Raw genomic sequence first — 22785 nt, 5'->3', positions numbered from 1 at the left:
GATTTTTGCAATCAGCCGCTTGTCGTAACGACTCTTCTTGTGCAATCTAATTAAATACTGGTCTTGTTCTAACTTTTTTTCCATACATCTTTTTTTGATGTATAGTTATAATAGGACGAGACATAAATTTATAACAAGCAGCAAATTATATCACCCGATGAATATAACAGAGTCTGAGCTTTTTCGATCAGAAGATCTTGGCGTGTTGAAAACCTTTCATTTGAAACGTTTTTGGGATAAAACCATGAAGAAGAGGGCCGGTATTATTCCCCAGGATGCCTTCATTGAAGAATGGACCACCGACACCAAGCTGTTAAATATTCTTGGAGTTGGACTCGAACAAACTATAATTTACCTCTATAATGAAGCACCTGATTTCAGTGCTTTCGAAAAGTGGATACTTCAGTTAAATAATGGGATACTACCGGAAGAAAGAATCAATGCTTTTAATGCTACCTTTTCTACCGAGAACGCTTCTGAAAGCTCAACTAAAATTGATCAAATTTTAAGTGATGCTGATATACAATTTTGGGAACAAAATGGCTATGTCATACTCCGTAACGCTGTTTCGAAAGAGGATTGCGACGCAGTGATTACGGCACTTACCGAACTTCTTTCTATTGATCTAAACAACCCGGCAACATGGTATAATGAACATCCAGACCGCCAGGGGATTATGATACAGCTATTCCAACATCCTGCTATAGAAAAGAACCGAAACTCAGCAAGGATTAGAGCGGCTTACGAACAACTGTGGAACAGAACCGATTTATGGGTAAGTACCGACAGAGTGGGTTTTAATCCTCCGGAAAATGAAAACTGGAAATTTCCCGGCCCTTACCTACATTGGGATGTAAGCCTTGAGTTACCTATCCCTTTTGGCTTACAGGGATTACTTTATTTATCCGACACACAAGCCAACCAAGGGGCATTTAGCTTAGTTCCCGGCTTTCAAAACAGGATCGAAGACTGGATCAACAGTTTACCTGCAGGAACTGATCCCCGAAAGGAAAACCTTTATGAGTTGGGAGTAGCACCTATTGCTGCAAATGCCGGTGATTTTATTATTTGGCACCAGGCATTACCTCATGGCAGCAGTCGCAATACCTCTCATTTGCCACGCATGGTGCAATACATTAATTATTCACCCATTGATGCTGAGGTAAAAACTAACTGGAAATAGTTGATAATCGAATTTCTTCCAATTCACGATACAGTTTCATAGCCGTTTTCAGGTTCGGAATATTGAGTTCCTCTGTCCGTTCTTCGGTGAATTTTTTATCGGGATGTTTAGAGTGATACGAGCTCCGCTGAACAATTTCATCCCAAACTTTGTCAGAAACAGATTGCTTTGTTAGTTGAAATACCCTCTGCATCATATTTAAAGGCCCTTCACTGTAATTAAACAGGTGAGCACTAGCATCTGTTTGAATGAGCAGATGAAGTTGTTGCTGGTACCTGATGAGCACATCACATAAATAGGCATCAAGGTTAGTATAATTTACTTCATCTGGTTTAAACCCAAACACCTCCGGTTCAATTACTCCCGGTACAGCCTGCATGCCGCGCAATTGCTGATGAGAACGAATTACTTCATCAGGAGATCGATACAGTAAAATAAACGGGATGGAAGGAAATAATTTTCGGTAAGTGTCATAAAAAAAGAGATGCCAGCTATCCACCTTTACAATCAGGGAACGTTCGTTCATACTCCTTTTTTTGCCCATCAATTTTATGGCTGCTTTTAGCGCATTTTGTTGATCAGCATAGTCAAGTGATGGATTTTTAAAATGAGAACGAAGAATATCATCAAACAAAGGAACCTCTGCCAGAGAGATGAATTGCTCGTCAATACTTAATAATTGGGATAGCAAAGTTGACCCGCATCTCGAAACATGGAATATCATGGCAGCTGGGGCAATCGATTCAACCTGATCGGCCTGAAAAATCAAACTATCAAAATCAGAAGATAACCGAACTGGTTTACTGTTGGATTCCAACGATCTGCATTTCGCTATGGTTTCATCAAAAAAGGGCTCAGTAAATCGCTTTTCCCCTAGGTACAACCATTCAAATAACCCATTATTTTTTAATTTAACAGGAATCCAGTCTTTAATTAAATCAATGCTTGGCTTATCCGACATGTTTAATTAAGCTGGCTTTTTAACTGTTCTATTAACTCTTTGGTTACAGGAGATTCCATCAACTCTAGCTCAGCTATTATTTTTAAAATAGTTTGATTATCATATTTATTTTTCGCTTGCTCAACGGTAAAGTCGTAGCCGCATTGTTTAAATAACTCATCCGACCATTGATTACGTTTGCAATCGATCACTAAATGAATTCGAGCTTCATTGCTTTTATTCGTTACACTGTGAGGTAAACTAAAATCGGCATACCAGCACTCCCCATCTTTCATCGGAACATTTTGCCCATTAACAACAAACTCAACCAATGAATTGGTTTGAATTGGAACATGAATGCGATGAAATCCATCGGCATAACCACCTTCCTGATCAACATGGGTATTGATACAACTCCCCGCAGCCAGCGACAATAGACGTATACTTTCCTTTTCACATTCAAATGAATCGACAATGGCTTTAAAGTAATCACACTGGTTTAATAAAGCAGTGTCTTGATAAACGGCATTGGGATGCGCATAAATATCAGTCGATTCACCACTAATTGAACGTAATGCGATGCTTTTCCATTCGCCGGTAAAGTCGTTGCTGTTAAAATGCATCAACCAACTAAGGTCTACACATATATTTAAATCATGCAGCAGTTGTTTTTTGTCAAATTGAAAAGGTAACTGAAAGAAATCGTTGGACATCGATCTGAAATTAAATTCTGAATCCCGAAACTAACAATTCTCTTTACAGTTACTTCGCTCCAAAAAATTAAATTTTCTTGTAACGTTTAACTACATCCTGTTACTAACTGTTCAAAACAATAAAATAATATACCGATGAACAGTTCTAATAAACTCACTATGAAGAAACCCAGTTTAGCAAGCAGCTAGCAAAAAATTAAAAACATTGTAACGAAAAAGGAATCAGTTCTACTAACTACATAAAAACAATAAAACTCTATATCATGAAAAAGATATTTCTAACCTTAATCGCTCTAGTTGCAACAACATTTACTTTCAGTGCTTATTCGCAACAAAAGACAGAAAGCAAAAACTCATTACTATGGGAAATCAGCGGCAAGGGTTTACAAAAACCATCTTATCTGTATGGAACCATCCATATGATTTGTGAGGATGATTTCTTTATCTCTGAAAAACTTAAGAAAGTGAGTAACTCAACTGACCGTTTAATACTGGAGATCAACTTTAACGACCCTGCCGAAATTACAGCTTTACAAAAAAGCATGATGTCGGAAATACCTTTAAGCCAGCAACTAACCCCAATACAATATAGCTTCATCGACTCTCTTGTTAAGTCAAAGACCCCTTATTCATTAAAACAGCTTGACAAGATGAACCTTATGGCATTAAGCAGTATCATTACTGCAAGCACTTTACCCTGTAAACAGCCTAAAGTATATGAACTTGAACTAATGACTATGGCCAAAACCAGAAACGTTCCTATTGGAGCTCTTGAAACGGTAAACGAACAGGTTTTCTACTTTAACAAAGCATTTTCTAAAGAGTTCCTGGTTTCTCAAATGATGATTCCAACTGAATACACCGAATATTTTGGCAAGTTAATACAGGCCTATAAAAATGAAAACCTCAACGATCTTTATGCGATGCTTAACGATTCAAAATTCTCAACTGAAGACGTAACTAAATGGCTGCTAATTGAACGAAACAAGAACTGGGTAAAAAGCATGCCTGCTTTAATGCAAAAGGAAAGTGTTTTATTTGCAGTTGGATCAGGGCATTTGGGCGGAAAGAATGGAGTGATCGAACTACTTAAACAACAAGGATACACGGTTAAACCGGTAATAAACTAATCAATGTCTACCAAGGAGAAAGAGTTTCTAGCCCACATTGAAAAACATAAAGGAATTATTCATAAGATTTCTAAAATGTACATGGATAATGAAGATGAGCAGAAAGACCTGTTCCAGGAAATTATCTTTCAGCTTTGGAAATCTTATGAATCCTTTAAACAGCAAAGCCAATTTTCAACCTGGATGTACCGAGTGGCCCTTAATGCGGCCATACTCTACTACAAAAAAGATCAACGTAAGCCCAAAACCGTTTATGAAACCATTCCTGAATCAATTGCAATTGGCGAAGGCGATTGGGAAGTTAAGGAGTTACAGTTAGAACATTTTTACCGGGCATTACAAAAGCTCGACAAAATTGAAAAAGCAATCGTCTTTTATCACTTAGAGAACTATTCGCATAAGGAAATTGGCGATAACCTGGGAATTACCGAGGGAAACGCAAGGGTAAAATTAAACAGGGCTAAAACCCGATTAAAAGAACTTATAAAAGAACAAGGTTATGAATTTTGATGATTTAAAAGCCGCATGGAATAATGATTTAGATGATTCCATTAATATTCCACAAAATTTGGAAAGCTTAAAAGGCGCACAATCTCCTATTGAAAAGGTGAAGAAGAACCTAAGATTGGAGTTTTGGTTATATGTTGCTTTTTATGTCATCTTCATTGCTTTACCATTTGTAACCAATCGTTTAACACCGGTATCAACAGTTGTATATTACACCTTATTGCTTACCATGTTCATGCCGATGGCTTACTATACTGCTAACTTCTATAAGTTTTACGGCCGACTTAACCGATTAAGCTTTACTACAAAGGATAGCTTGGATGAAGCCTATTTTGAGTTGAAGCACTTTACTGAGATATATACGGTAATGCAGCATTTTATAGCCCCAACCTGTTTTTTATTGGGCCTACTTGCCGGTTTAGGACAAAAAGCCGGAAAAACACTCGATAAAATTGTGGGAGTGGCCTATTTACAACACGATGGAATTATCATTTTAAGTATTTTATTGATATCATTCATAACACTCATGATTGGATTCATTATCTACATTAAATGGTATGTAAACCGTTTGTATGGCAAATACTTAAACGAGCTGAATGCAATTAGAAAAGAACTGAAGGAAACCGAATAAATTCCCCGGAACAATACAAATTGCGGTAATTCCGAAATCGATTACCGCAATTTTACATCAACTAAAACTGCTATTCTTTGCCTACTTTTGCCCCATGGCCGGCATTTACATTCATATTCCTTTCTGCAAAAAAGCTTGTTACTACTGCGATTTTCATTTTTCCACCAATTGGAAAGTTAAGGACGAGTTGATCGATTCTTTGGAGAAGGAACTCGAATTACAAAAAAGCTACCTGAATGGCGAGACCATTGAAACCATTTACTTCGGGGGAGGTACTCCATCTGTTTTAAAAGGAGAAGAAATTAACCGACTGCTGGATAAAATCAACAAACTCCATCATGTAACTAAAGATGCTGAAATAACCCTGGAAGCCAATCCGGATGATTTGGATGCAGTAAAAATTAAAGAAATCCGGCAAACAGCTATCAACAGGTTTAGTATTGGCATTCAATCGTTCTTCGATGAAGATCTGCAATGGATGAACCGGGCGCACAATGCCGGCGAAGCAAAATCAAGTATCATGCGGGCGCAGGATGCAGGGTTTGAAAACATCACTTGTGATCTGATTTATGGCTACCCGCTGCTCACCAATAAAAAGTGGAAAGAAAACATTCAAACGCTGATCGATCTTGAAATTCCTCACATTTCATCCTATTCAATGACGGTTGAACCGCAAACTGCACTAGCCACTTTTATCCGAAAAAAACAACAGCCCGCTATGAATGAGGAGCAAAGCGCCGAACAATTTCTAATGCTGATGGCTGAATTGGAGAAAAACGGATTTCTGCATTACGAAATCTCCAACTTTGGGAAAGAAGGCTGGCTTTCTAAACACAATTCCAATTACTGGTTTGGTAAGAAATATTTAGGCATTGGCCCATCTGCACATTCGTTTAATGGAGAGTCGCGCCAATGGAACATTGCAAACAATTATAAATACATTGATACCCTTGCTAATGGTAAGGTTCCATTTGAACAAGAACTTTTAAGTCCAATTCAACGGCTAAATGAATATGTAATGACCTCATTACGGACCATGTGGGGCCTGGATTTAGAAAAAGTGAAAAATAATTTCGGAGAAGAATATTCAGAAGAACTGCTGCATACGGCCACCCAATTTATTGAAAAGCAGTGGGTAAAACATGAAGAGCAAAAGCTATTTTTAAGTGATACCGGAAAACTTTACGCCGATCACATTGCTTCCGAATTATTTATTGGATAATTTCATTGCTTTCAACAAAACATCTGCTGTCAAACTTCTATTATTAATATCGCTTTAATACCTATAGAACTTTATATTTATATAATTGATTCTTAACTACATGGGCTTTTTATTAGAACCTATTGAGCGGGTATCAAACATCACCAAAGAAGAGTTCGAAGACAAATACCTAAACACCCGCCAACCTGTTATAATTACCGACATGGCCAAAAACTGGCCGGCATATGAAAAATGGACATTTGATCATATAAAGGAAACCGTTGGAAATAAAACTGTTCCTCTCTACGATAACGCCAAAGCCGACCCATCGAAACCGATAAATGTCTCTGCCTCTGAAATGGATTTTTCAGCCTACATTGATCTTATTCAATCGCAACCCACCGAGCTTCGCATATTTGCATATGATATCTTCAAACATGCACCAAAACTTTTAGATGATTATTGCAGTCCTAAAGAACTTATGGGAGGATTTTTAGATCGATATCCCAATATGTTTTTTGGAGGAAAGGGGTCTGTTACTTTCCTTCATTATGATATTGACCTTGCGCATATATTCCACACCCATTTTCATGGACGTAAACACATCATTTTATTCGACTATAAATGGAAGGAACGTTTATACCGAATTCCATTTGCCACTTACGCTTTGGAAGATTATGATGTGCTAAATCCCGACACTAATAAGTTTCCGGCACTGAATGGAGTTCAGGGCGTGGAGGCGTTTTTAGAACATGGAGAAACCTTATTTATGCCTACCGGATGGTGGCACTGGATGAAGTATTTAAATGGAAGTTTTTCCATCAGCCTACGCGCCTGGGACAAATCGCCAATTATTAAAGCAAAAAGCCTTTATAACTTAACCATACAACGCAAATTTGATGACTTTATGAAAACTCAATTCAAAGATAAATACATGGATTGGAAAGAAGAACTGGCCATCAAACGAGCTATGAAAGCGCTTGAAGCCGGCCAACCAATTATATAATTCGATCTCTGCATTAAGGCTACTTTTAATGATCCTTAACCATCACAAAAAACAAAGGCTCTGCAGTAGAATCTGCAGAGCCTTTGTTTTATACGCGAATTACTTATTGACAAGTACTTTGAACATTTTCAGGGAATGGAATTGGGAAACAGTTCCAAACGTTATCACCACTTCTGTCCAATGGCAACTCGACCAAACGATTGTATCTTCTCATATCTACCCATCTGTGGCCTTCAATGAACAAGGAATACCTGCGTTGATTAAGCATCTCGGTAATTAAAGCAGCTTGTGTAACAGCGCCGGCATAAGGTTGTAAATTATTACCAACCCTGATGATATCTAAGGCAGTTACCGCATCAGCTAAAACATTGGTTTGAATTTTAGCTTCGGCATAAATTAAAATCAATTCTTCGTTTCTGATGATTGCCACCGGACTGGTATTATCAGCATAAACAGCAACATCATATGACGAAGTTAATCCGTCAGCAGAAACTGCCGACGTGCGACGCAGTGCCTTACTTAACCGTGTATCACCAACAGTTCCATTCGTAACAAAGCTTGGATGAGCAGGGCGAACCTCACCGGTTGAATTAGGGGCAGTGAAAAACAAATTTAAAAGATCACCTGCCGCTGTTGAGTACACATGATATACCCCCAGGTTAAAGTTTCCATTCAAATCAAAAAATGATTGGTTTAAATAGGTAAGCGCATCAACAAATTGATTACGATAAACTGCAACACGGGCCGCCAATGCCCTATTGAATTTGGCAAAATTCTCAGGGTTATTGGCAAACGTTGAATTAAAAGGCAGAGTGGTGCCTGCATCGTTCATTTGTGTATATCCCTCATTTAACAGCGCAGCAATGGCCGCTAATGCATCATCTTTATTTACCACCGGACCAAGGTTATTTTCATCGGCTACGTCTATTCTTATACCATTTTCGTTGGTCATGTTCAGTGCAAGCAGCAATGAATACGCCTTTACCGTATTGGCAAAACCGCGATATGCCTGCTTTTGCTCATCGGTAGGAGCGCTGGTATTATCTATAGCTTGTAATAAAATATTACAATTCTTTACTACCCTGTAAAAGGTATTCCAGGGACGGGTGGTATAAAATGCATTATTATCAAGCGGCGTACTTCCCTTACCTAAAAGATCGGCGGTATAACGTGGGTCAGATCCGGAAAATCGATACATCTCCCGTCCAACCACACCAACATCATCCAAATAAAATTGCAGCTCATCTCTTGACCCTGCTTCTGTACCAACAACAATGTTATTCAACTCCGGAATAGTAGCATCCTTAAGCACTCCTTCTAAACTAGGGTTATTGGGATCTACTGATTCTTCCAACTTACACCCTGTATATGTTAGCATTAATAAGCTCGCAAAGACGCTTAAAATGCGGTATCGGTTTTTTATTATGAGATTCATTTCTTTTCGGTTTTAGATTAAAAATCAACAGTTAAATGGAAAAACATGCGTTTTGCTGATGGATATGGCATTACTTCAACGGCTGTTGAAAAACCTCCGGAACCAAAGTTGGAAACTTCGGGATCATAGCTCTTATAAGGGGTTATGGTAAATAAGTTAGTAGCCGAAACTCCAAACTTAATACCTGAAACCACTCCATTAAATGCATTCTTTACAACAGATGGAGATACTGAATAATAAATTCCAATATCTCTCATGCGTAAATAACTTGCATCCTGAACCAATGGCCGAGCCGAAACACCTAATAAACTTGGACGTTCTACTCCATTAACAACACCATTTCCATTATCGTCCTGGTCAAAATCAGGGCTTGTTCCGCCTAAATCATTTAACAATTCAGTTAGGTTGATATTATCGCATTTGTATTTCCAATGCAAAACAAAACTTACCGAGAAGTTTTTATAGATAAAAAAGTCATTAGAAAAGCTCATTTGGAATTTTGGTTCCGAATTACCTAACACAAATACGCCATCTGCTGTTCCATCTCCATTGGTATCATCAGGTCCCACAATTTCGGTAGGTGATTTACCTTCTTCAATCAGGTAATTTGCCAACGCATTACTAAATGCCCCAATGCGGAATGAAGGAACATCCAGCTCCTTCATTTTAGAACGATTCATCCAGAAACTATTTCTTGATGTCCATTTAAAATTAGGTGTATTAACAGGAAGTAAGGTTAAGCCTAGCTCCCAGCCATGATTCTCTAAGGTTCCTCCGTTAATTATTTTCTGAGCGAATCCGGTTGAGGCAGGAATATTGGCGGCAAAAATTAAGTCTTTACCTTGTCTCTTATAGTAAGTGGCCTCAAAAGCCACTTTACCATCCCACAGAGTTAAGTCAAAACCGGTTTCAAATTCTTGCTGGCGCTCCTGTTTTACCTGGTCATTGCCCTGCTGAACATTACCGGCAGGATTTAATACACCAATTAAAGTACCGCCATTACCACCAATATTAAATGGAGAGAAGGCTGTAAACTTAGATCCAAATGTTGGGAAATTGGCCGATTCACCGTATGCAGCTCTTAGCTTAAAGTGGTCAACAGTTTTCGATTTCCAGAAATCGAAATTAGCAAGGTTGACAGCTACTGAGGCTTTAGGGTAAGCTTCGAATTTATTTACATCTGCGTTATCAGATGATTTGTCTAAACGAACAGCAGCGGTAAAAATTACCTTATCTTCAAAGTTCACCTCTTCCTGTGCAAACATTCCTCGGATTTTACGTGGGAAAACTTTCTGATCAACTTTTACCGCAGAGGCCTGAGCCTGACTGGTTTGTGATCCAATAATTTCGGTTGAGGTAGTGAGCAGTTGATTTTGATCATAATTAAACATATCAGCTCCTGCAGAAGTAGTGAAGGTATATTTGCGTTCGCTGGTATTGAATACATTCACAAAATAAGCAGATGCATTTGTATTCAGATTATTCGTATTTCCTTCAATATTGGCTCCATTCGTACCCTGACCCTCCGACTCAAACTGCAAGGTATTCGGAAAGATAGCCTTGGTGTTTAAGGTATAATAGTCGAGCCCTCCCTTTAACAGCAGCTTTGTCACTGAGTTTGAACTTTGCTGCAAATAGGCTGTTATAGATAATCCACCAACAAAACGATTGATTTTTTCACGGTTGGTGATCAAATCTCTTGTCTCCAGCGGATTAGATGCGCCATACGCATTTCTAGGATATCTGCCAGCTTCATCCGGGAATATCTGTGCATAAGTAGGCGTGGACGATAAGGCTACACCATAAGTAACACCGGTGTTATCATTATTCGTTAATCCACGGTCACTGGTTGAATTCGTATAGGTGGTATTTACAGAAATGTTAAACTTATTGGAGATCTTATGGTCAATGTTAGCCCTGATCGCACTTTTTTGGTAACCCGAATTTTTAATTATACCATTTTCATCCATATATAATCCAGACAGAAAGAAGCTGGTTTTTTCGGATCCTCCTTTTAAGCTCAACGAGCTGGTAGAGAGAAAACCCGTTTCTCCATACATTTCTTTTTCATAATCATGAAGGCTATTGGCGGCAGCCGCGGCACGATATAATTGCTTCTGTGCATCGGCATTGGCCTGATTGCTTCCATAAAATTGCTGGATCTTATCCTCATCCCATTGCCTCACACCAAGTAGTCGTATAGCCTCACTTGTTCCAATATCCTGAGTAAATGAAATGGTCGTTTTCCCTTCTTTTCCTCGTTTGGTGGTAATGATAATAACCCCAGATGATGCCTGTGAACCATAAATTGCAGCTGCTGATGGACCCTTTAACACTTCCACGTTTTCAATATCCTGCGGGTTAATATCCGCCATCCGATTGGATGGGTTATCCTGGTTGGAAGTTGCGACCCCTCCTCGGGATGCCTGTGTGATGGTATTTATACCGCCTGAAATAGCAGAGTTATCGATAACCACTCCATCTATCACATACAAAGGCTGGGTATTACTGTTAACGGAAGTAAGTCCTCTTAAACGAACCGACATACCACCTCCCGGAGCGCCTGATTGGGAAACAATGTTAGCTCCCACCAGCTTACCGTTTAATGCCCCTTCGAGGGTTTGTGGGTTGGAAACTCCCGTAAGTTCTTTTGAAGAGATGGTAGCAACTGAGTTAGCCAAATTACTTCGTTTAACATTGGTGGCCAAACCAGTAATTACCACTTCCTCGAGTTTAGCAACATCCTCAACCAGTTTAACGTCTAAGGTACCCGAAGCAGCAAATGTTTGGGTTCGGTAGCCTAATAAAGAAAACTGGAGTTGAGAGGTAGATGATGGGGCGCTAATGGTGAAACTTCCATCCGGGCCTGTTGCGGTTCCGGTAGTGGAACCTTTGATAGTAACACTAACGCCTGCCAGGGGTTCATTGGTTACGGCGTCGGTTACTTTTCCTTTCACATTTACCTGGGCAAATGTTACCAGGGGCGCTATAAGCACAGTACAAAAAAAGGCCAATAGCATTTTACGTAAATGTCTTATCCTCATATGATTAATTGGTTAATGAATATATTAAGTTACCAAAAATTAACTCAATATTTAAGACATAAAACCCTAGTAATCAAATATTTTACATAGACATTTTTCTTAGCAGATTAATTCATTCTAATCAAATTGTATAATTATTGCTTATTTATAAACTAAAGTCTTCTTTTCAAACCTGCTTAAACCAAACTTTCTTAACTGCTATGATCTGCAACAATCTTCCAATTACCCTTTATCTTTTTTAATAGTAAAGTATAATAACCTGAAGGTTTATCTTTTTCACGTTCGAGCTCCCAACGGCCAATTACAAAAGCGCTTGTAGGGCTAAGTATTTCCACTTTTATAATGTTGAATTTTAGTTGCCCCATAGCACTTTTGTCAGGGTAGCTTTTTTTGTAATTATCAAAGGCTGTTTGCCAGCCATATTTAGGACCATTTTTGCCGATAAAGAGCAATGAGTCTGATTTCAGATAACCAGCCATAAAGCCATTGAGATCACCTGCTGACCAGGCTTTTGCCTGAACATTTAATAAGTTTCTGATTGCTGTTTCATCTTTTGATTGGGCAAAACCAATAAAAGGGGCTAGAAAAATGATAAGCAGGACTAATTTTTTCATGTGTTTATGATTTAATACGAATAGAGTGAATTTTTAAGAGGAATAAAAGTGATTGATGATTTCAGCTCTCAATACTATGGCTTGATTGATGCTCTATTAATTCACACTAATTCGTGTTTAAAACATTAAATTAGTAAAAGCGTTATTCAATCATTCAGATTTCTCATTCAATTATTTTAGAATATGCGCGGTTATGCTTTCTCTCAATATATTCCTCAAGATATACCTAAGGGTAGTTTTGAAGATCTGCTTAAACTTTTCATTCAATTGCTCAACTTCACTGCCGGCGATGCGAACGAGGCTTTATCGTGGATGAATGAATTGGACAAACAATACGGGCTTACCAACGATGAGTATGGCATGGGTGATTTCATTGAAGATCTTAAAAGACGGGGCTATCTGACAGATGACAATGAAAACGGAGGATATATAATAACAGCAAAATCTGAACAGACCATACGCCGCTCAGCACTCGAAGAAATATTCGGCAAACTAAAAAAATCGGGCAGCGGAAATCACCAAACCAATTATTCCGGCCAGGGTGATGAACCTAACGCCGAAAGAAGGGAATACCAATTTGGCGACAATTTGGAGCAAATAGATATGACCCAATCTATTCATAATGCACAGATCAATCATGGCCTGGGCGATTTTCACCTAACGGAGCGGGATCTGGAAGTTGAAGAAATGGATTATAAAACACTTACTTCTACCGTGCTGATGATCGACATTTCACATTCCATGATCTTATATGGAGAGGATCGGATTACTCCCGCTAAAAAGGTTGCAATGGCCCTGGCAGAACTTATTTCTACAAAATACCCAAAAGACACCCTCGACATCGTGGTATTTGGCAATGATGCCTGGCCGATTTCAATCAGGGACCTTGCCTATCTGCAGGTAGGGCCTTATCATACCAATACTTATGCTGGCCTGGAATTAGCAGTAGATATTTTGAGAAGACGAAAAACGCAGAACAAACAAATCTTTATGATTACCGATGGCAAACCAACCTGCCTGAAAGAAGGTTTGAAATATTATAAAAACAGTTTCGGATTGGATAGAAAAGTGGTGAACAAAACCCTTACCATGGCGGCCCAATGTAAAAAGCTAAAAATCCCGATCACTACGTTTATGATCGCTCGCGACCCATACCTGCAATCATTTGTAAGACAGTTTACACAGGTAAACGGAGGAAAAGCGTTCTACAGTACACTTTCGGGATTGGGAGAATACATTTTTGAAGACTATATCCGAAACAGAAGGAAAACGGTACGGTAAACCCCTAAATCCCCTAAAGGGGACTTTAAATAAGTGCTAAATGACAGCTTTGTGCATCGCCACTCTGTTTTAATAAAATAAAAATAAGTAGAACTAGAAATAAACATTTCAGACGTACTCAAAAATCCCCTTTAGGGGATTTAGGGGTCTAATCAGCGCACTCAATGACAAACGACATAACAACTTTAGGAGCTTTAAAAGCTTCAGGATATAAACCCAAAAGTATAAAAGACGAATTAAGAGACAATCTTATTAAACGTTTAAAGGCCGGAAACAGAACCATTGATGGAATAATTGGTTATGACGAAACGGTAATTCCGGATTTGTTTACCGCCCTGCTTTCGCAACATAATATATTATTGCTGGGCCTGCGTGGCCAGGCTAAAACCCGTATTGCACGGCAAATGGTGGACCTTTTAGATGAATGGGTTCCTTATGTGGCAGGCTCCGACCTCTATGACGATCCTTTTGAACCAATAAGCTGGTTTGCCCGTAATGAAATACAGGAAAAAGGAGACGATACGATCATAGCCTGGCTGCATAGGAGTGAACGCTATACCGAAAAGTTGGCCACGCCCGATGTTACGGTTGCTGATTTAATTGGTGATGTTGACCCTATTAAGGCCGCAGCATTAAAACTTCCTTATTCAGATGAACGTGTGATCCATTATGGATTGATCCCGCGGACACATCGTCAGATTTTTGTGATCAACGAATTACCTGACCTACAGGCACGGATTCAGGTAGCTTTGTTTAATATTCTGGAAGAAAAAGACATTCAAATCAGAGGTTTTAAATTAAGGTTACCATTGGATATACAGTTTATATTTACAGCTAATCCTGAAGACTATACCAATCGCGGTTCAATTGTTACCCCTTTGAAAGATCGTATAGAAAGTCAAATCTTAACTCATTATCCAAAAGATCCGGAGCTTTCAAAACAAATTACGCATCAGGAGGCCAGACTACATAGCGACCAATTGAGTAAGATTACCGTTCCTGAAATGGTTAAAGACCTGGTTGAACAAATTGCTTTTGAAGCCCGTAATAGCGAATATGTGGACAAAAAAAGTGGGGTTTCAGCCCGCTTAACTATATCGGCATTTGAAAACCTGATCAGTACTGCCGAGCGCAGGCTATTACTCAATAACGAAGAATCCACCTCGGTACGCTTAGCCGATTTTATAGGAGTAATTCCGGCAATAACAGGCAAAATTGAACTGGTGTATGAGGGAGAACAGGAAGGACCTGCAAAAGTGACTCACATTTTGATTGGCAAAGCTATTAAAACCCTGGCCACAAATTATCTTCCCGACCCTGAAAAGGCAAAGAAGAGTAAAGCCAATAATCAGTATACTGATATTATTGAATGGTTTGGCAAAGGAAACACTATAGCCATTGCCGACGGTTTAAGCAATAGTGATTATGCTGCTGCTTTGAGAACCGTTCCAGGACTTGAAGACCTGATCAAACAGCTTCAGCCGCGAGCAGATGAAGCCGAACGCCTATTATTAATGGAATTGGTACTGCACGCACTTTCGGAATATTCGTTATTAAGCAAGCATTATTTAACCAATGGTTTTGAGTTTAAAGACATGTTTAGCAGCTTATTTAATGCTTCCATTGATGATGAGGAAGATGACGAACGTGGGTATTCGCGTGATGATCGATACTAATTCGTTTAAACGAATATGATCAAAATCCCTCTTCCTGATGAAGAGGGATTTTATTTTCACATTAAACCTCCATCAGCATTTCAACCTGTGCGGCTACCGACTTAAGTCCGCGTTTGGTGAAAAATGTATAAACAACCTTATCAGATTTATCGAGATTGAATACAGAAAGTTCTCCATCAAAATTATTTTGAAGATAAGCCAACAACAAGGTACCATAGCCTTTATTCCTCTCTTCTTCATTAATAAAAAACAGAGCGATCCTCCCATTATCAGGATTAAAACTTGTAATACCTATCAGCTCATCAGCGTGAAAAAGTCCTATTGTTTTACGCTTTGGCCCGGCCCTTTTAATTGAATCAATACTATTTTGCCAAGATGGCTGAATGGAGAATTTTGAAGAAAAACATTGCCAGTCAGGCTGTGCAATCACTTTAAATAATAAGTTGTTATTCGTCAAAGCTTTGATCTCAGCCTTACCTTTTAAACAATCCAGTTCTCGGTTTGGCTTGAAGCCCACTTGTTCATAAATGCGTTTTGCAAATGTGTTTCCTTCAACATATTCCAGCAAATGCTGATTGATCCCTTTTTCTTTCAGTATAGGAATAATGTACTGATACATTTTTTGCGTTATCCCTTTACCCCGATGTGTAGGAATTACTCCTGTACCTCCATTATACACAGTTAGTTTATTTAGCCAAACACCCGGTGAATGCAGAATAAATCCTATCATTTTATCCTCTTCAAAAGCGCCTACCGAAAGGTTGAGATCAATCCCTTCTGATTCCATTTTATCCACCAGTTGCTGCATAGTAAGTTGAAGTTTTACTAAGTAATCGGAAAAAGCATCATTAAAAGTTTCGAGAATGGTGGCCAGATCTGTATTTTCTAATGTTTTGAACTCCATAAATAATCGGAAATTGATACACTGAAAATAAAGTTTCGGTTATTGATTTGATGTAACAATGTGGCGAAGGACTCTCCTTTCTGTGTCATAATTAAGCATTGATAAAACATTTTATCTTCCACTTTGTAGATTTGGAATATATTGGGCTTAAGATCATACCCATCGTTTTACTTATTAATATGAATTCAGGAAGAATCATCTTTTTAATTGTATTTAATCTTATCATACTTTGCGCCGATCTGTATGTTTTCCAGGCGTTCAAGGAACTTCATAAAAACCAATCTGACCGAAAACGGAAAGCTTTCAACTCTATTTACTGGGCATTTTCGGCACTACTCTTTATATGTGCTGGCTATAGCATCTTTTTTACGGTTTCGCGCTGGTTCAAAACAATCGCAATAGTTGGTTTTTTGATCGCTAATTTTTCGAAGATCTTTGCCCTCCCCTTTTTGCTGATTGACGATCTAAGAAGAGCTGTTTTAGTTCTGATCAGAAAATTCAACAAACGCAACGCGAAAACCTTGGTTACAGCTAATGATGAAGAAGTTTCAGAATCTACCGTTGACTCAAAAATTTCGCGATCAGAGTTTTTAACTAAGGCGGGGCTCATTGCCGCTTCTATTCCATTTGCCACCATGACTTTTGGCATTATTGAAGGTGTATATGACTACAGGATAAAACGGGTAAAACTCAAACTACCCAATCTGCCTAAATCATTTGAAGGTTTAAAAATTGCACAGCTCTCTGATATCCATTCGGGTAGTTTTTACAATAAAAAGGCTGTTAAAGGCGGAGTTGACATGCTAATGGCCGAAAAACCCGATATGGTTTTTTTTACGGGTGACTTGGTAAATGATGAAGCTCCGGAGGTGAAAGATTATACTGACATTTTCAACAAGGTTAAAGCACCATTAGGGGTTTATTCAACGCTGGGCAACCATGATTATGGTGATTATAAACGCTGGTCCTCAGATAAAGCAAAAAAACAAAACCTCGAAGACCTGAAAACGGTTCACCGCAAAACCCTTGGCTGGGACCTGCTCATGAATGAGCATCGAATTATTGAACAAGGTGGAGATAAAATAGCGATCGTAGGTATTGAAAACTGGGGAAAAGGGCGTTTCCCAAAATATGGACGAATGGACCTTGCTACCAAAGATACCGACGAAGCAGCCGTTAAGTTGTTGCTTTCACATGACCCCAGTCATTGGCGAATGCAGGTTTTGCCTGAATATAAAGATATTGACGCGATGTTCTCAGGTCATACGCATGGCATGCAGTTCGGTTTAAGATTGGGCGATTTTCAATGGAGCCCGATTCAATACATGTACCCTGAATGGGCTGGCTTATACAAGGAAGGTCAGCAGCAGTTGTATGTAAATGTGGGTTATGGTTTCTTAGGATATCCGGGCAGGTTTGGTATTTATCCTGAGATCACAATTTTTGAACTTACGCGAGGATAAATTTTAACTTTGAAGAAGAACTTTTCTGCTTCACAACACTTGAAAAAAGCGTTTGACCTTTTTGTTTTCGGGAATTTTTGGGTTGGACTTTGTGCCGTGGCCCAGGGCTTGTTAACGTATTTGCTCATTGGTCAAAGGCCTTCTGTTTCTATCCTGCTGATTTTGTTTCTGGCAACCTTCTTTATTTATAATATCCGCATTGTTTTAAATTATTCGGTTATTATAAAAAATAAAGATCTGTACACCTCTTCCCGAATGATATGCGTAGCCAATCATGTGAACGGTATAAGGCTACTTACTTATCTCTCGGTTGTTTTAATTATCCCTTTCGTTATTTCTATAAAGTTAAATTCGATCCTGGCGCTTTCAGTGGGCGCATTGCTCGCACTTGCTTATTCGCTGCCAGTTTTAAGAATGAAAAAGGGCGGTTTAAGGCAGATTGCAGGAGCAAAAACATTTCTTATTAGCCTTATTTGGGCTTCATGTACTGTTTTAGTGCCTATTTTAGATTCCGGAGTTCAGCTCTCTTACCTCGATATTGTTCTGTTATTTACCAAGCGATTTATCCTGGTGTTTTGCCTGGCTGTAATTTTCGACATAAGAGACATTGAAGCTGATTTGAACAGCGGTTTAAAAACCATTGCAAATGCATTGGGGCCAACAAAAGCAAAAATGCTATGTTATGCATTGATCATTATTCATTCATTGCTAATAACCTTATACGACCTTCCTTTGCATCCTTCAATCTATTTGGCTTTGGTTATTTTCTTATTGGTAGTGGTTTGGTTTATTTATCGATCATTTCCTAAGAAAAGTGATTATTTCTACTTGTTTTGGGTTGATGGGATGTTTGCGTTACAGTATCTGCTCATATTAACATCCATTTATATTGAAAAGTTATAATACAGAAAAGGCAGCTGTTTAGCTGCCTTTTCTGTATTTGTGTGTGTAAAATTCGTTAATTGGTAACCACCGGATTGTTTGTCGTTACCAGCACTACTTTCGCTTTATCTGATTTAGCAATGGCAGTTAAAAACTCCACTAATGCATTATATTTTTCAGGGGCAAAACGGCCTTCATTTCTAATTAGCTTGCGGGTATAGATCAACTGATTATTCTCCAGCTTTACCGAAGTTGAAAACTCACCAAACTCTGTTTTCAATGATACATCGTTAGGTTTACTTTCCATGCTGTAGCCAGCCGGAATTTCGAAAACAATATGATCTTCATCCGTTGTAGCATTGTTGAAAACAATCTCTGTTCTACGTTTGTCCAATTTCTCGGGCAAGGAAGTTAACCTGTTGAATAAATTAGGCTGAAAAAAGATCCGCTTTCCCGAGATATTGAAATAATTAGCAAATTCAAGCTCTAAATGTTCGGTTAATGTAGGTTTACTTTCTTTATTTACCTGATGACCAAAACTTTTTAACTGCATGCTTGGTATATCAATCGTTTTATAAAGATATTTTTCAATCTCTCCTTTACTGTTTGTTGCATTCATGTAACTTAATTCATCCTGACGAATACAATTGTATTTCACGTCCACTGCAGCTGTGGCCTGACCAGTTAAATCGAATTTAACTTTAGCCACTCTTGCTAACAAGTTATCCGCTGCAGAATAAGTAGGAGTTTTAATCAATTTACCTCCTTCAGCTGAAAACATTAATGCATATCGATTCCCTGTGAAGCTTCCCATGTAATTAAACGGATCATTCTGACTAGTGCATTCAACCCAGTATGTTTGCTTTTCTGTTGGAATAGCCAATACCACATGGTTAAAAGGATCTGTTGTAAAATCAGGATAAACGGTATTTGGAGTCCTTCCGCCAAAAATCCATGCTGCATTAGCATTTACGCCTGCCTCTTTTAACAAAGATTTTAAATAGTTGGAAAGTGCTTTACAATCCCCATATCCCCTGGTAGCTACATAATTGGCATCAAATGTTTGAAATCCCCCAATTCCTAATTGAACACTGATATAACGCGTGTTTTTTTGAAGATATTCATATAATACTTTGGCTTTTTCAATTGGATCTTTCACTCCATCGGTGAGCTCGTGAACTTTAGCCTTAACTGTTTCCGGAAGTTGATCCCTACCTTGATTCAAGTAATTAATCCATTCACCAAAGGCATTCCAGCTATCCATTTTACCTTCATAACCTTCATATGAGATGTCAACAGCTCCGCAAACTACATATGGTCCCTGTTCTCTGATTTGGGGTGAAAAAGGCTCGCGTTTAAGCGCCGGCAGGTTTACAGCTTCCCATGTATAACTAGTATTTCCTTCAACCTGTTCTTTTTTTACAGGGTTTGTTAAGTTAAACTCCTTATATCTTACTTGTATAGCTTGAGGGGCAATAATAGAATAACTGCTTTTCTGAACACTGGCCCGATATCCAGAATAACCGGCCCAACCAGGATAACTAATCAACCCAACGTACTCTGTCTCCTCCTCAAATTCTACGGTATATGGATAAATATTATACGCCAGAGATGCTACTTTAACCCGATTATCATCATATAATGTAACCCCGTCATTTGCTTTATAATCCTGAATCTCACTGCTTTTCAATTTCCGTATTACATTGCCTACAGAATCATATAAAGCGCCTTTAAAGGCTCGTAAAGGATGTAAGCGATCATATGAGGATACGTTCTCGGCCCAATCATCGCCATTATGATTAAGAATGGTAATTACAACATGAGAAATCATTTTTGCCGACCCTTTATTCGCAATTTTAAAGGTTGTCGCATTGAGTCGAACAACAACATCCGCATCTTTTTTTAACTCAACGGGAATATCCTTTACAGGGTATTTTTTTTCGTCTCCGGCATAGGCAAGCTGGTTTATAATTAAACCAATCAATGTCAGAAAAAGTAAATATTTCTTATTCATAAGTTTTACTGACTTACTTTTTTCAATACAATCTGTTCTGATAATTTTGCGGCGACAGCAGCATAAAATGATTTTAAGCCTTCGTATTCCTCTGCTATAAACATTTTTTTGTTAAAGCTGATCACAGAACGAACCTGAACTTTATCTCCAATTTGTCCGATCATATACGAGAATTTTGCCCCGTCTTCTGATACCACATATTTTGTAGATTTTGGCAATTCTTCTACCGTGTATCCCGGAGGAATAACCAAAGTTGAGATCGTTACCAGATCACTTAAAGTTGGGTAATTCACAGGATAAGTACGCTGTTTGGCTTTAAACGCATTTCCGTCAAATGAACTGAACATGATTGGATTTACGTATATAACCGAAGAGTTTGCGTCAGCCTCCTCATCTGATTCAAAAGTTAGCTTCGTAACCATTGCTGTATCCACCAGTTCAGTGTTGTCAAAACTGTAATTGGTAATCGTATATCCTGCAGACTTATAGTTATTTTTTATGTAATCGTCTTTAGACGTTGCATTCACCAGATCAGCACGGGTATTAGCGGCAGCATACTCTTTATCATACAAGCTAGCAGTACCGCTTAATTTACCGTTATTGATAGAAAGATTAATAGTTGTTGATCGCTTTGACCTGATTTGGTCATTCTCCAGACTAACCCAACGACCGATGCCATTCTGTTCAATTAAACGTCCGCGGCCATTTAAACAACGTTCAGGTAATAAGAAAGAAGACCGTGCAGGATCGGTTGCATCAAGCAGCAATTCAGTACTATCAATTTTAACTGCAGCAATTACATAATTGAAATTATCTATCATAGGGTAATATTCATTTACCCGTCCATTTTTGCGTGTACTTAATATTACCGGATTAGCTGTTAAACCTGCCTCTCTCAGCATACCAACCAATAGCAAATTAATATCTGCTGCACTACCGGTCTTTTTCTCAAAAACAGTTTTAGGTGTTTGACTGGCTAACATTGCGTTATTTCCATTCCATTTTACGTTTTGTTTTAAGAAAGAAGTTAGCGCAAGCGATTTGCTTACAGGATTAGTATACTTATTGGCAATTTGAGCTACCTGGTCTTTCAAAAAGCTCGTTCTGTTCATCGAACTGGCAAAGCCGTCTGTTTTATAAATGGCTTCTGTAACCTTTTCCCAGGTATTTAATACTCCTCTATAAGGCGAGTGAGGATATTGTTCGCCCTGTTGCTGAAATTTAATTTTTGAGATATAATCATCGGCTGTTGTAATGTATTTATCATCTTCAAAGGCCGGAACATCTTTCATTGCCCAATGATAATTGGTAGACTTAGCATTAACGGCTTCAGAACCACCTTGCTCTCTTCTGCCTGTATACTCATCAAAACTTCCTTTCCAGGTTATTATAAACTGCTCCATACCTTCTTTCTTCTCATTCACAAAAAAGGAGTTGTAACCCTGGCTTTCTAACTTATAAAAGAAATATTCAGGAATACGGGCACTGTATTCACTCCAAATAGTTGGATAATTAGTTTGGAAACTCCATTCGCGTAAATAAGTATAGCTATTGGAACGAATGGTATAGGTAAACTCTATTACGGCTCCTTCTTTAACTTGTGGAAGTGTTAGTTTTCGTTGACGATAATTTCCGGTAACGAGCTCATCAAAAACAGCTTTGCTATCAAGTTTGTACTCCACTATTTTCCCGTTTTCTAACAAATACGTGGAACCTTTAAGCGAACCAATTTTTTCTTTAGTGTACAACCCATCATAATATGGAATTACAATTTTGGCTTCATCCAAAGCTGCTTTATTAAAAATCTTTATACGGCAGTGACGCTCGTGAATCAATTCAAAATCATTGTTGGTAAAAGAAAAATAAGTGTTCCCGATATCAGCCAACACCACAGCATTTGCACTCGAGTCTTTTGAGTAAACCGGCATGGTCATTTCTTCCATGCTTACTTTACCGTATTTTATGGTGTTTTTTTGCGCTAAAATAGCAAAAGGAAAGAGAAGGAAAGCTAACAGCAATCCTGATCTTGACTTCAAACAGTTCATTATTGAGTAGTATTTAAGCATTACGTATTAAGAGTTCTTTAACAATTGCATTCAAACGTTTTATAGAGCGATAGATAACGCGGCGCAAGGTACACATAATGAATTATTGTAAAAAG

Annotated in this window: 18 protein-coding genes; 10 read left to right on the top strand and 8 right to left on the bottom strand. The window is 38.5% G+C overall.

Going from position 1 to position 22785, the window contains the following annotated elements:
• Positions 1-157: 157 nt before the first annotated feature.
• Positions 158-1183 carry a phytanoyl-CoA dioxygenase family protein gene (locus C3K47_RS14895; RefSeq protein WP_103789949.1) on the top strand — a complete coding sequence of 342 codons (1026 nt, stop codon included), beginning with the start codon at positions 158-160 and terminating at the stop codon, positions 1181-1183.
• Here C3K47_RS14895 and C3K47_RS14890 read toward each other — a convergent pair.
• Positions 1170-2144, bottom strand: coding sequence for a sulfotransferase family protein (locus C3K47_RS14890; RefSeq protein WP_103789948.1), 975 nt, complete (start codon positions 2142-2144; stop codon positions 1170-1172). The two genes, C3K47_RS14895 and C3K47_RS14890, sit on opposite strands and share 14 nt — an antisense overlap.
• A 2-nt stretch (positions 2145-2146) precedes the next feature.
• Positions 2147-2836, bottom strand: coding sequence for an aspartyl/asparaginyl beta-hydroxylase domain-containing protein (locus C3K47_RS14885; RefSeq protein WP_103789947.1), 690 nt, complete (start codon positions 2834-2836; stop codon positions 2147-2149).
• 263 nt (positions 2837-3099) lie between these two features.
• On the opposite strand from C3K47_RS14885, the gene C3K47_RS14880 reads away from it, so the two are divergent.
• From C3K47_RS14880 to C3K47_RS14860, 5 genes are all read left to right on the top strand, one after another.
• Entirely contained in the window at positions 3100-3966 is an 867-nt protein-coding gene (locus tag C3K47_RS14880) for a TraB/GumN family protein (RefSeq protein ID WP_103789946.1), read from the top strand.
• A gap of 3 nt (positions 3967-3969) precedes the next feature.
• Positions 3970-4476: an RNA polymerase sigma factor gene (locus C3K47_RS14875; RefSeq protein ID WP_103789945.1), complete on the top strand. Its 507-nt coding sequence runs from the start codon at positions 3970-3972 to the stop codon at positions 4474-4476.
• Complete coding sequence (locus C3K47_RS14870; protein ID WP_103789944.1) at positions 4466-5104, top strand: hypothetical protein; 639 nt, start codon at positions 4466-4468, stop codon at positions 5102-5104. Before C3K47_RS14875 ends, C3K47_RS14870 begins: the two co-directional genes overlap by 11 nt.
• Positions 5105-5198: 94 nt before the next feature.
• Positions 5199-6326, top strand: a complete 1128-nt coding sequence (gene hemW / locus C3K47_RS14865; RefSeq protein WP_103789943.1) for a radical SAM family heme chaperone HemW — start codon at positions 5199-5201, stop codon at positions 6324-6326.
• 100 nt (positions 6327-6426) lie between these two features.
• Positions 6427-7311 carry a cupin-like domain-containing protein gene (locus tag C3K47_RS14860; protein WP_103789942.1) on the top strand — a complete coding sequence of 295 codons (885 nt, stop codon included), beginning with the start codon at positions 6427-6429 and terminating at the stop codon, positions 7309-7311.
• Positions 7312-7414: 103 nt separating this feature from the next.
• Here C3K47_RS14860 and C3K47_RS14855 read toward each other — a convergent pair whose 3' ends face one another.
• From C3K47_RS14855 to C3K47_RS14845, 3 genes are all read right to left on the bottom strand, one after another.
• Positions 7415-8746, bottom strand: coding sequence for a RagB/SusD family nutrient uptake outer membrane protein (locus C3K47_RS14855; protein WP_103789941.1), 1332 nt, complete (start codon positions 8744-8746; stop codon positions 7415-7417).
• A 17-nt stretch (positions 8747-8763) separates the two neighbouring features.
• Positions 8764-11790 carry a SusC/RagA family TonB-linked outer membrane protein gene (locus C3K47_RS14850; protein ID WP_103789940.1) on the bottom strand — a complete coding sequence of 1009 codons (3027 nt, stop codon included), beginning with the start codon at positions 11788-11790 and terminating at the stop codon, positions 8764-8766.
• A 191-nt stretch (positions 11791-11981) separates the two neighbouring features.
• Positions 11982-12404: a YybH family protein gene (locus C3K47_RS14845; protein WP_103789939.1), complete on the bottom strand. Its 423-nt coding sequence runs from the start codon at positions 12402-12404 to the stop codon at positions 11982-11984.
• A 183-nt stretch (positions 12405-12587) separates the two neighbouring features.
• Between C3K47_RS14845 and C3K47_RS14840 the strand changes: the two genes are divergently transcribed.
• Both C3K47_RS14840 and C3K47_RS14835 read left to right on the top strand, forming a co-directional pair.
• Positions 12588-13685: a vWA domain-containing protein gene (locus C3K47_RS14840; RefSeq protein ID WP_103789938.1), complete on the top strand. Its 1098-nt coding sequence runs from the start codon at positions 12588-12590 to the stop codon at positions 13683-13685.
• Between the two features lie 164 nt (positions 13686-13849).
• Positions 13850-15361 carry a MoxR family ATPase gene (locus tag C3K47_RS14835; protein ID WP_103789937.1) on the top strand — a complete coding sequence of 504 codons (1512 nt, stop codon included), beginning with the start codon at positions 13850-13852 and terminating at the stop codon, positions 15359-15361.
• A gap of 61 nt (positions 15362-15422) precedes the next feature.
• On the opposite strand, the gene C3K47_RS14830 is transcribed toward C3K47_RS14835, so the two are convergent.
• Positions 15423-16265, bottom strand: a complete 843-nt coding sequence (locus tag C3K47_RS14830; RefSeq protein ID WP_103789936.1) for a GNAT family N-acetyltransferase — start codon at positions 16263-16265, stop codon at positions 15423-15425.
• Positions 16266-16444: 179 nt separating this feature from the next.
• Between C3K47_RS14830 and C3K47_RS14825 the strand changes: the two genes are divergently transcribed.
• Positions 16445-17728, top strand: coding sequence for a metallophosphoesterase (locus tag C3K47_RS14825; RefSeq protein WP_103789935.1), 1284 nt, complete (start codon positions 16445-16447; stop codon positions 17726-17728).
• Positions 17729-17737: 9 nt separating this feature from the next.
• Complete coding sequence (locus C3K47_RS14820) at positions 17738-18631, top strand: UbiA family prenyltransferase (protein WP_165784710.1); 894 nt, start codon at positions 17738-17740, stop codon at positions 18629-18631.
• A gap of 55 nt (positions 18632-18686) precedes the next feature.
• Here C3K47_RS14820 and C3K47_RS14815 read toward each other — a convergent pair whose 3' ends face one another.
• Positions 18687-20624, bottom strand: a complete 1938-nt coding sequence (locus C3K47_RS14815; protein WP_103789933.1) for a DUF3857 domain-containing protein — start codon at positions 20622-20624, stop codon at positions 18687-18689.
• A 5-nt stretch (positions 20625-20629) separates the two neighbouring features.
• A complete protein-coding gene (locus C3K47_RS14810) occupies positions 20630-22669 on the bottom strand; it encodes a DUF3857 domain-containing protein (protein ID WP_165784709.1) in 2040 nt (679 codons plus the stop codon).
• Positions 22670-22785: the final 116 nt, after the last annotated feature.

Source organism: Solitalea longa, from assembly GCF_002920915.1.
Taxonomy (GTDB): Bacteria; Bacteroidota; Bacteroidia; order Sphingobacteriales; family Sphingobacteriaceae; genus Solitalea; species Solitalea longa.
This window is presented reverse-complemented; position numbering and strand designations above follow the sequence as displayed.

Excerpts from the sequence above, each read along its gene's own strand:
- C3K47_RS14885 (WP_103789947.1), bottom strand. The coding sequence starts at position 2,836 with ATGTCCAACGATTTCTTTCAGTTACCTTTTCAATTTGACAAAAAACAA.
- C3K47_RS14835 (WP_103789937.1), top strand. The coding sequence starts at position 13,850 with ATGACAAACGACATAACAACTTTAGGAGCTTTAAAAGCTTCAGGATAT.
- C3K47_RS14825 (WP_103789935.1), top strand. The coding sequence starts at position 16,445 with ATGAATTCAGGAAGAATCATCTTTTTAATTGTATTTAATCTTATCATA.
- C3K47_RS14850 (WP_103789940.1), bottom strand. The coding sequence starts at position 11,790 with ATGAGGATAAGACATTTACGTAAAATGCTATTGGCCTTTTTTTGTACT.
- C3K47_RS14875 (WP_103789945.1), top strand. The coding sequence starts at position 3,970 with ATGTCTACCAAGGAGAAAGAGTTTCTAGCCCACATTGAAAAACATAAA.
- C3K47_RS14845 (WP_103789939.1), bottom strand. The coding sequence starts at position 12,404 with ATGAAAAAATTAGTCCTGCTTATCATTTTTCTAGCCCCTTTTATTGGT.
- C3K47_RS14895 (WP_103789949.1), top strand. The coding sequence starts at position 158 with ATGAATATAACAGAGTCTGAGCTTTTTCGATCAGAAGATCTTGGCGTG.
- hemW (WP_103789943.1), top strand. The coding sequence starts at position 5,199 with ATGGCCGGCATTTACATTCATATTCCTTTCTGCAAAAAAGCTTGTTAC.
- C3K47_RS14860 (WP_103789942.1), top strand. The coding sequence starts at position 6,427 with ATGGGCTTTTTATTAGAACCTATTGAGCGGGTATCAAACATCACCAAA.
- C3K47_RS14880 (WP_103789946.1), top strand. The coding sequence starts at position 3,100 with ATGAAAAAGATATTTCTAACCTTAATCGCTCTAGTTGCAACAACATTT.
- C3K47_RS14840 (WP_103789938.1), top strand. The coding sequence starts at position 12,588 with ATGCGCGGTTATGCTTTCTCTCAATATATTCCTCAAGATATACCTAAG.
- C3K47_RS14815 (WP_103789933.1), bottom strand. The coding sequence starts at position 20,624 with ATGAATAAGAAATATTTACTTTTTCTGACATTGATTGGTTTAATTATA.
- C3K47_RS14890 (WP_103789948.1), bottom strand. The coding sequence starts at position 2,144 with ATGTCGGATAAGCCAAGCATTGATTTAATTAAAGACTGGATTCCTGTT.
- C3K47_RS14830 (WP_103789936.1), bottom strand. The coding sequence starts at position 16,265 with ATGGAGTTCAAAACATTAGAAAATACAGATCTGGCCACCATTCTCGAA.
- C3K47_RS14810 (WP_165784709.1), bottom strand. The coding sequence starts at position 22,669 with ATGAACTGTTTGAAGTCAAGATCAGGATTGCTGTTAGCTTTCCTTCTC.
- C3K47_RS14870 (WP_103789944.1), top strand. The coding sequence starts at position 4,466 with ATGAATTTTGATGATTTAAAAGCCGCATGGAATAATGATTTAGATGAT.
- C3K47_RS14855 (WP_103789941.1), bottom strand. The coding sequence starts at position 8,746 with ATGAATCTCATAATAAAAAACCGATACCGCATTTTAAGCGTCTTTGCG.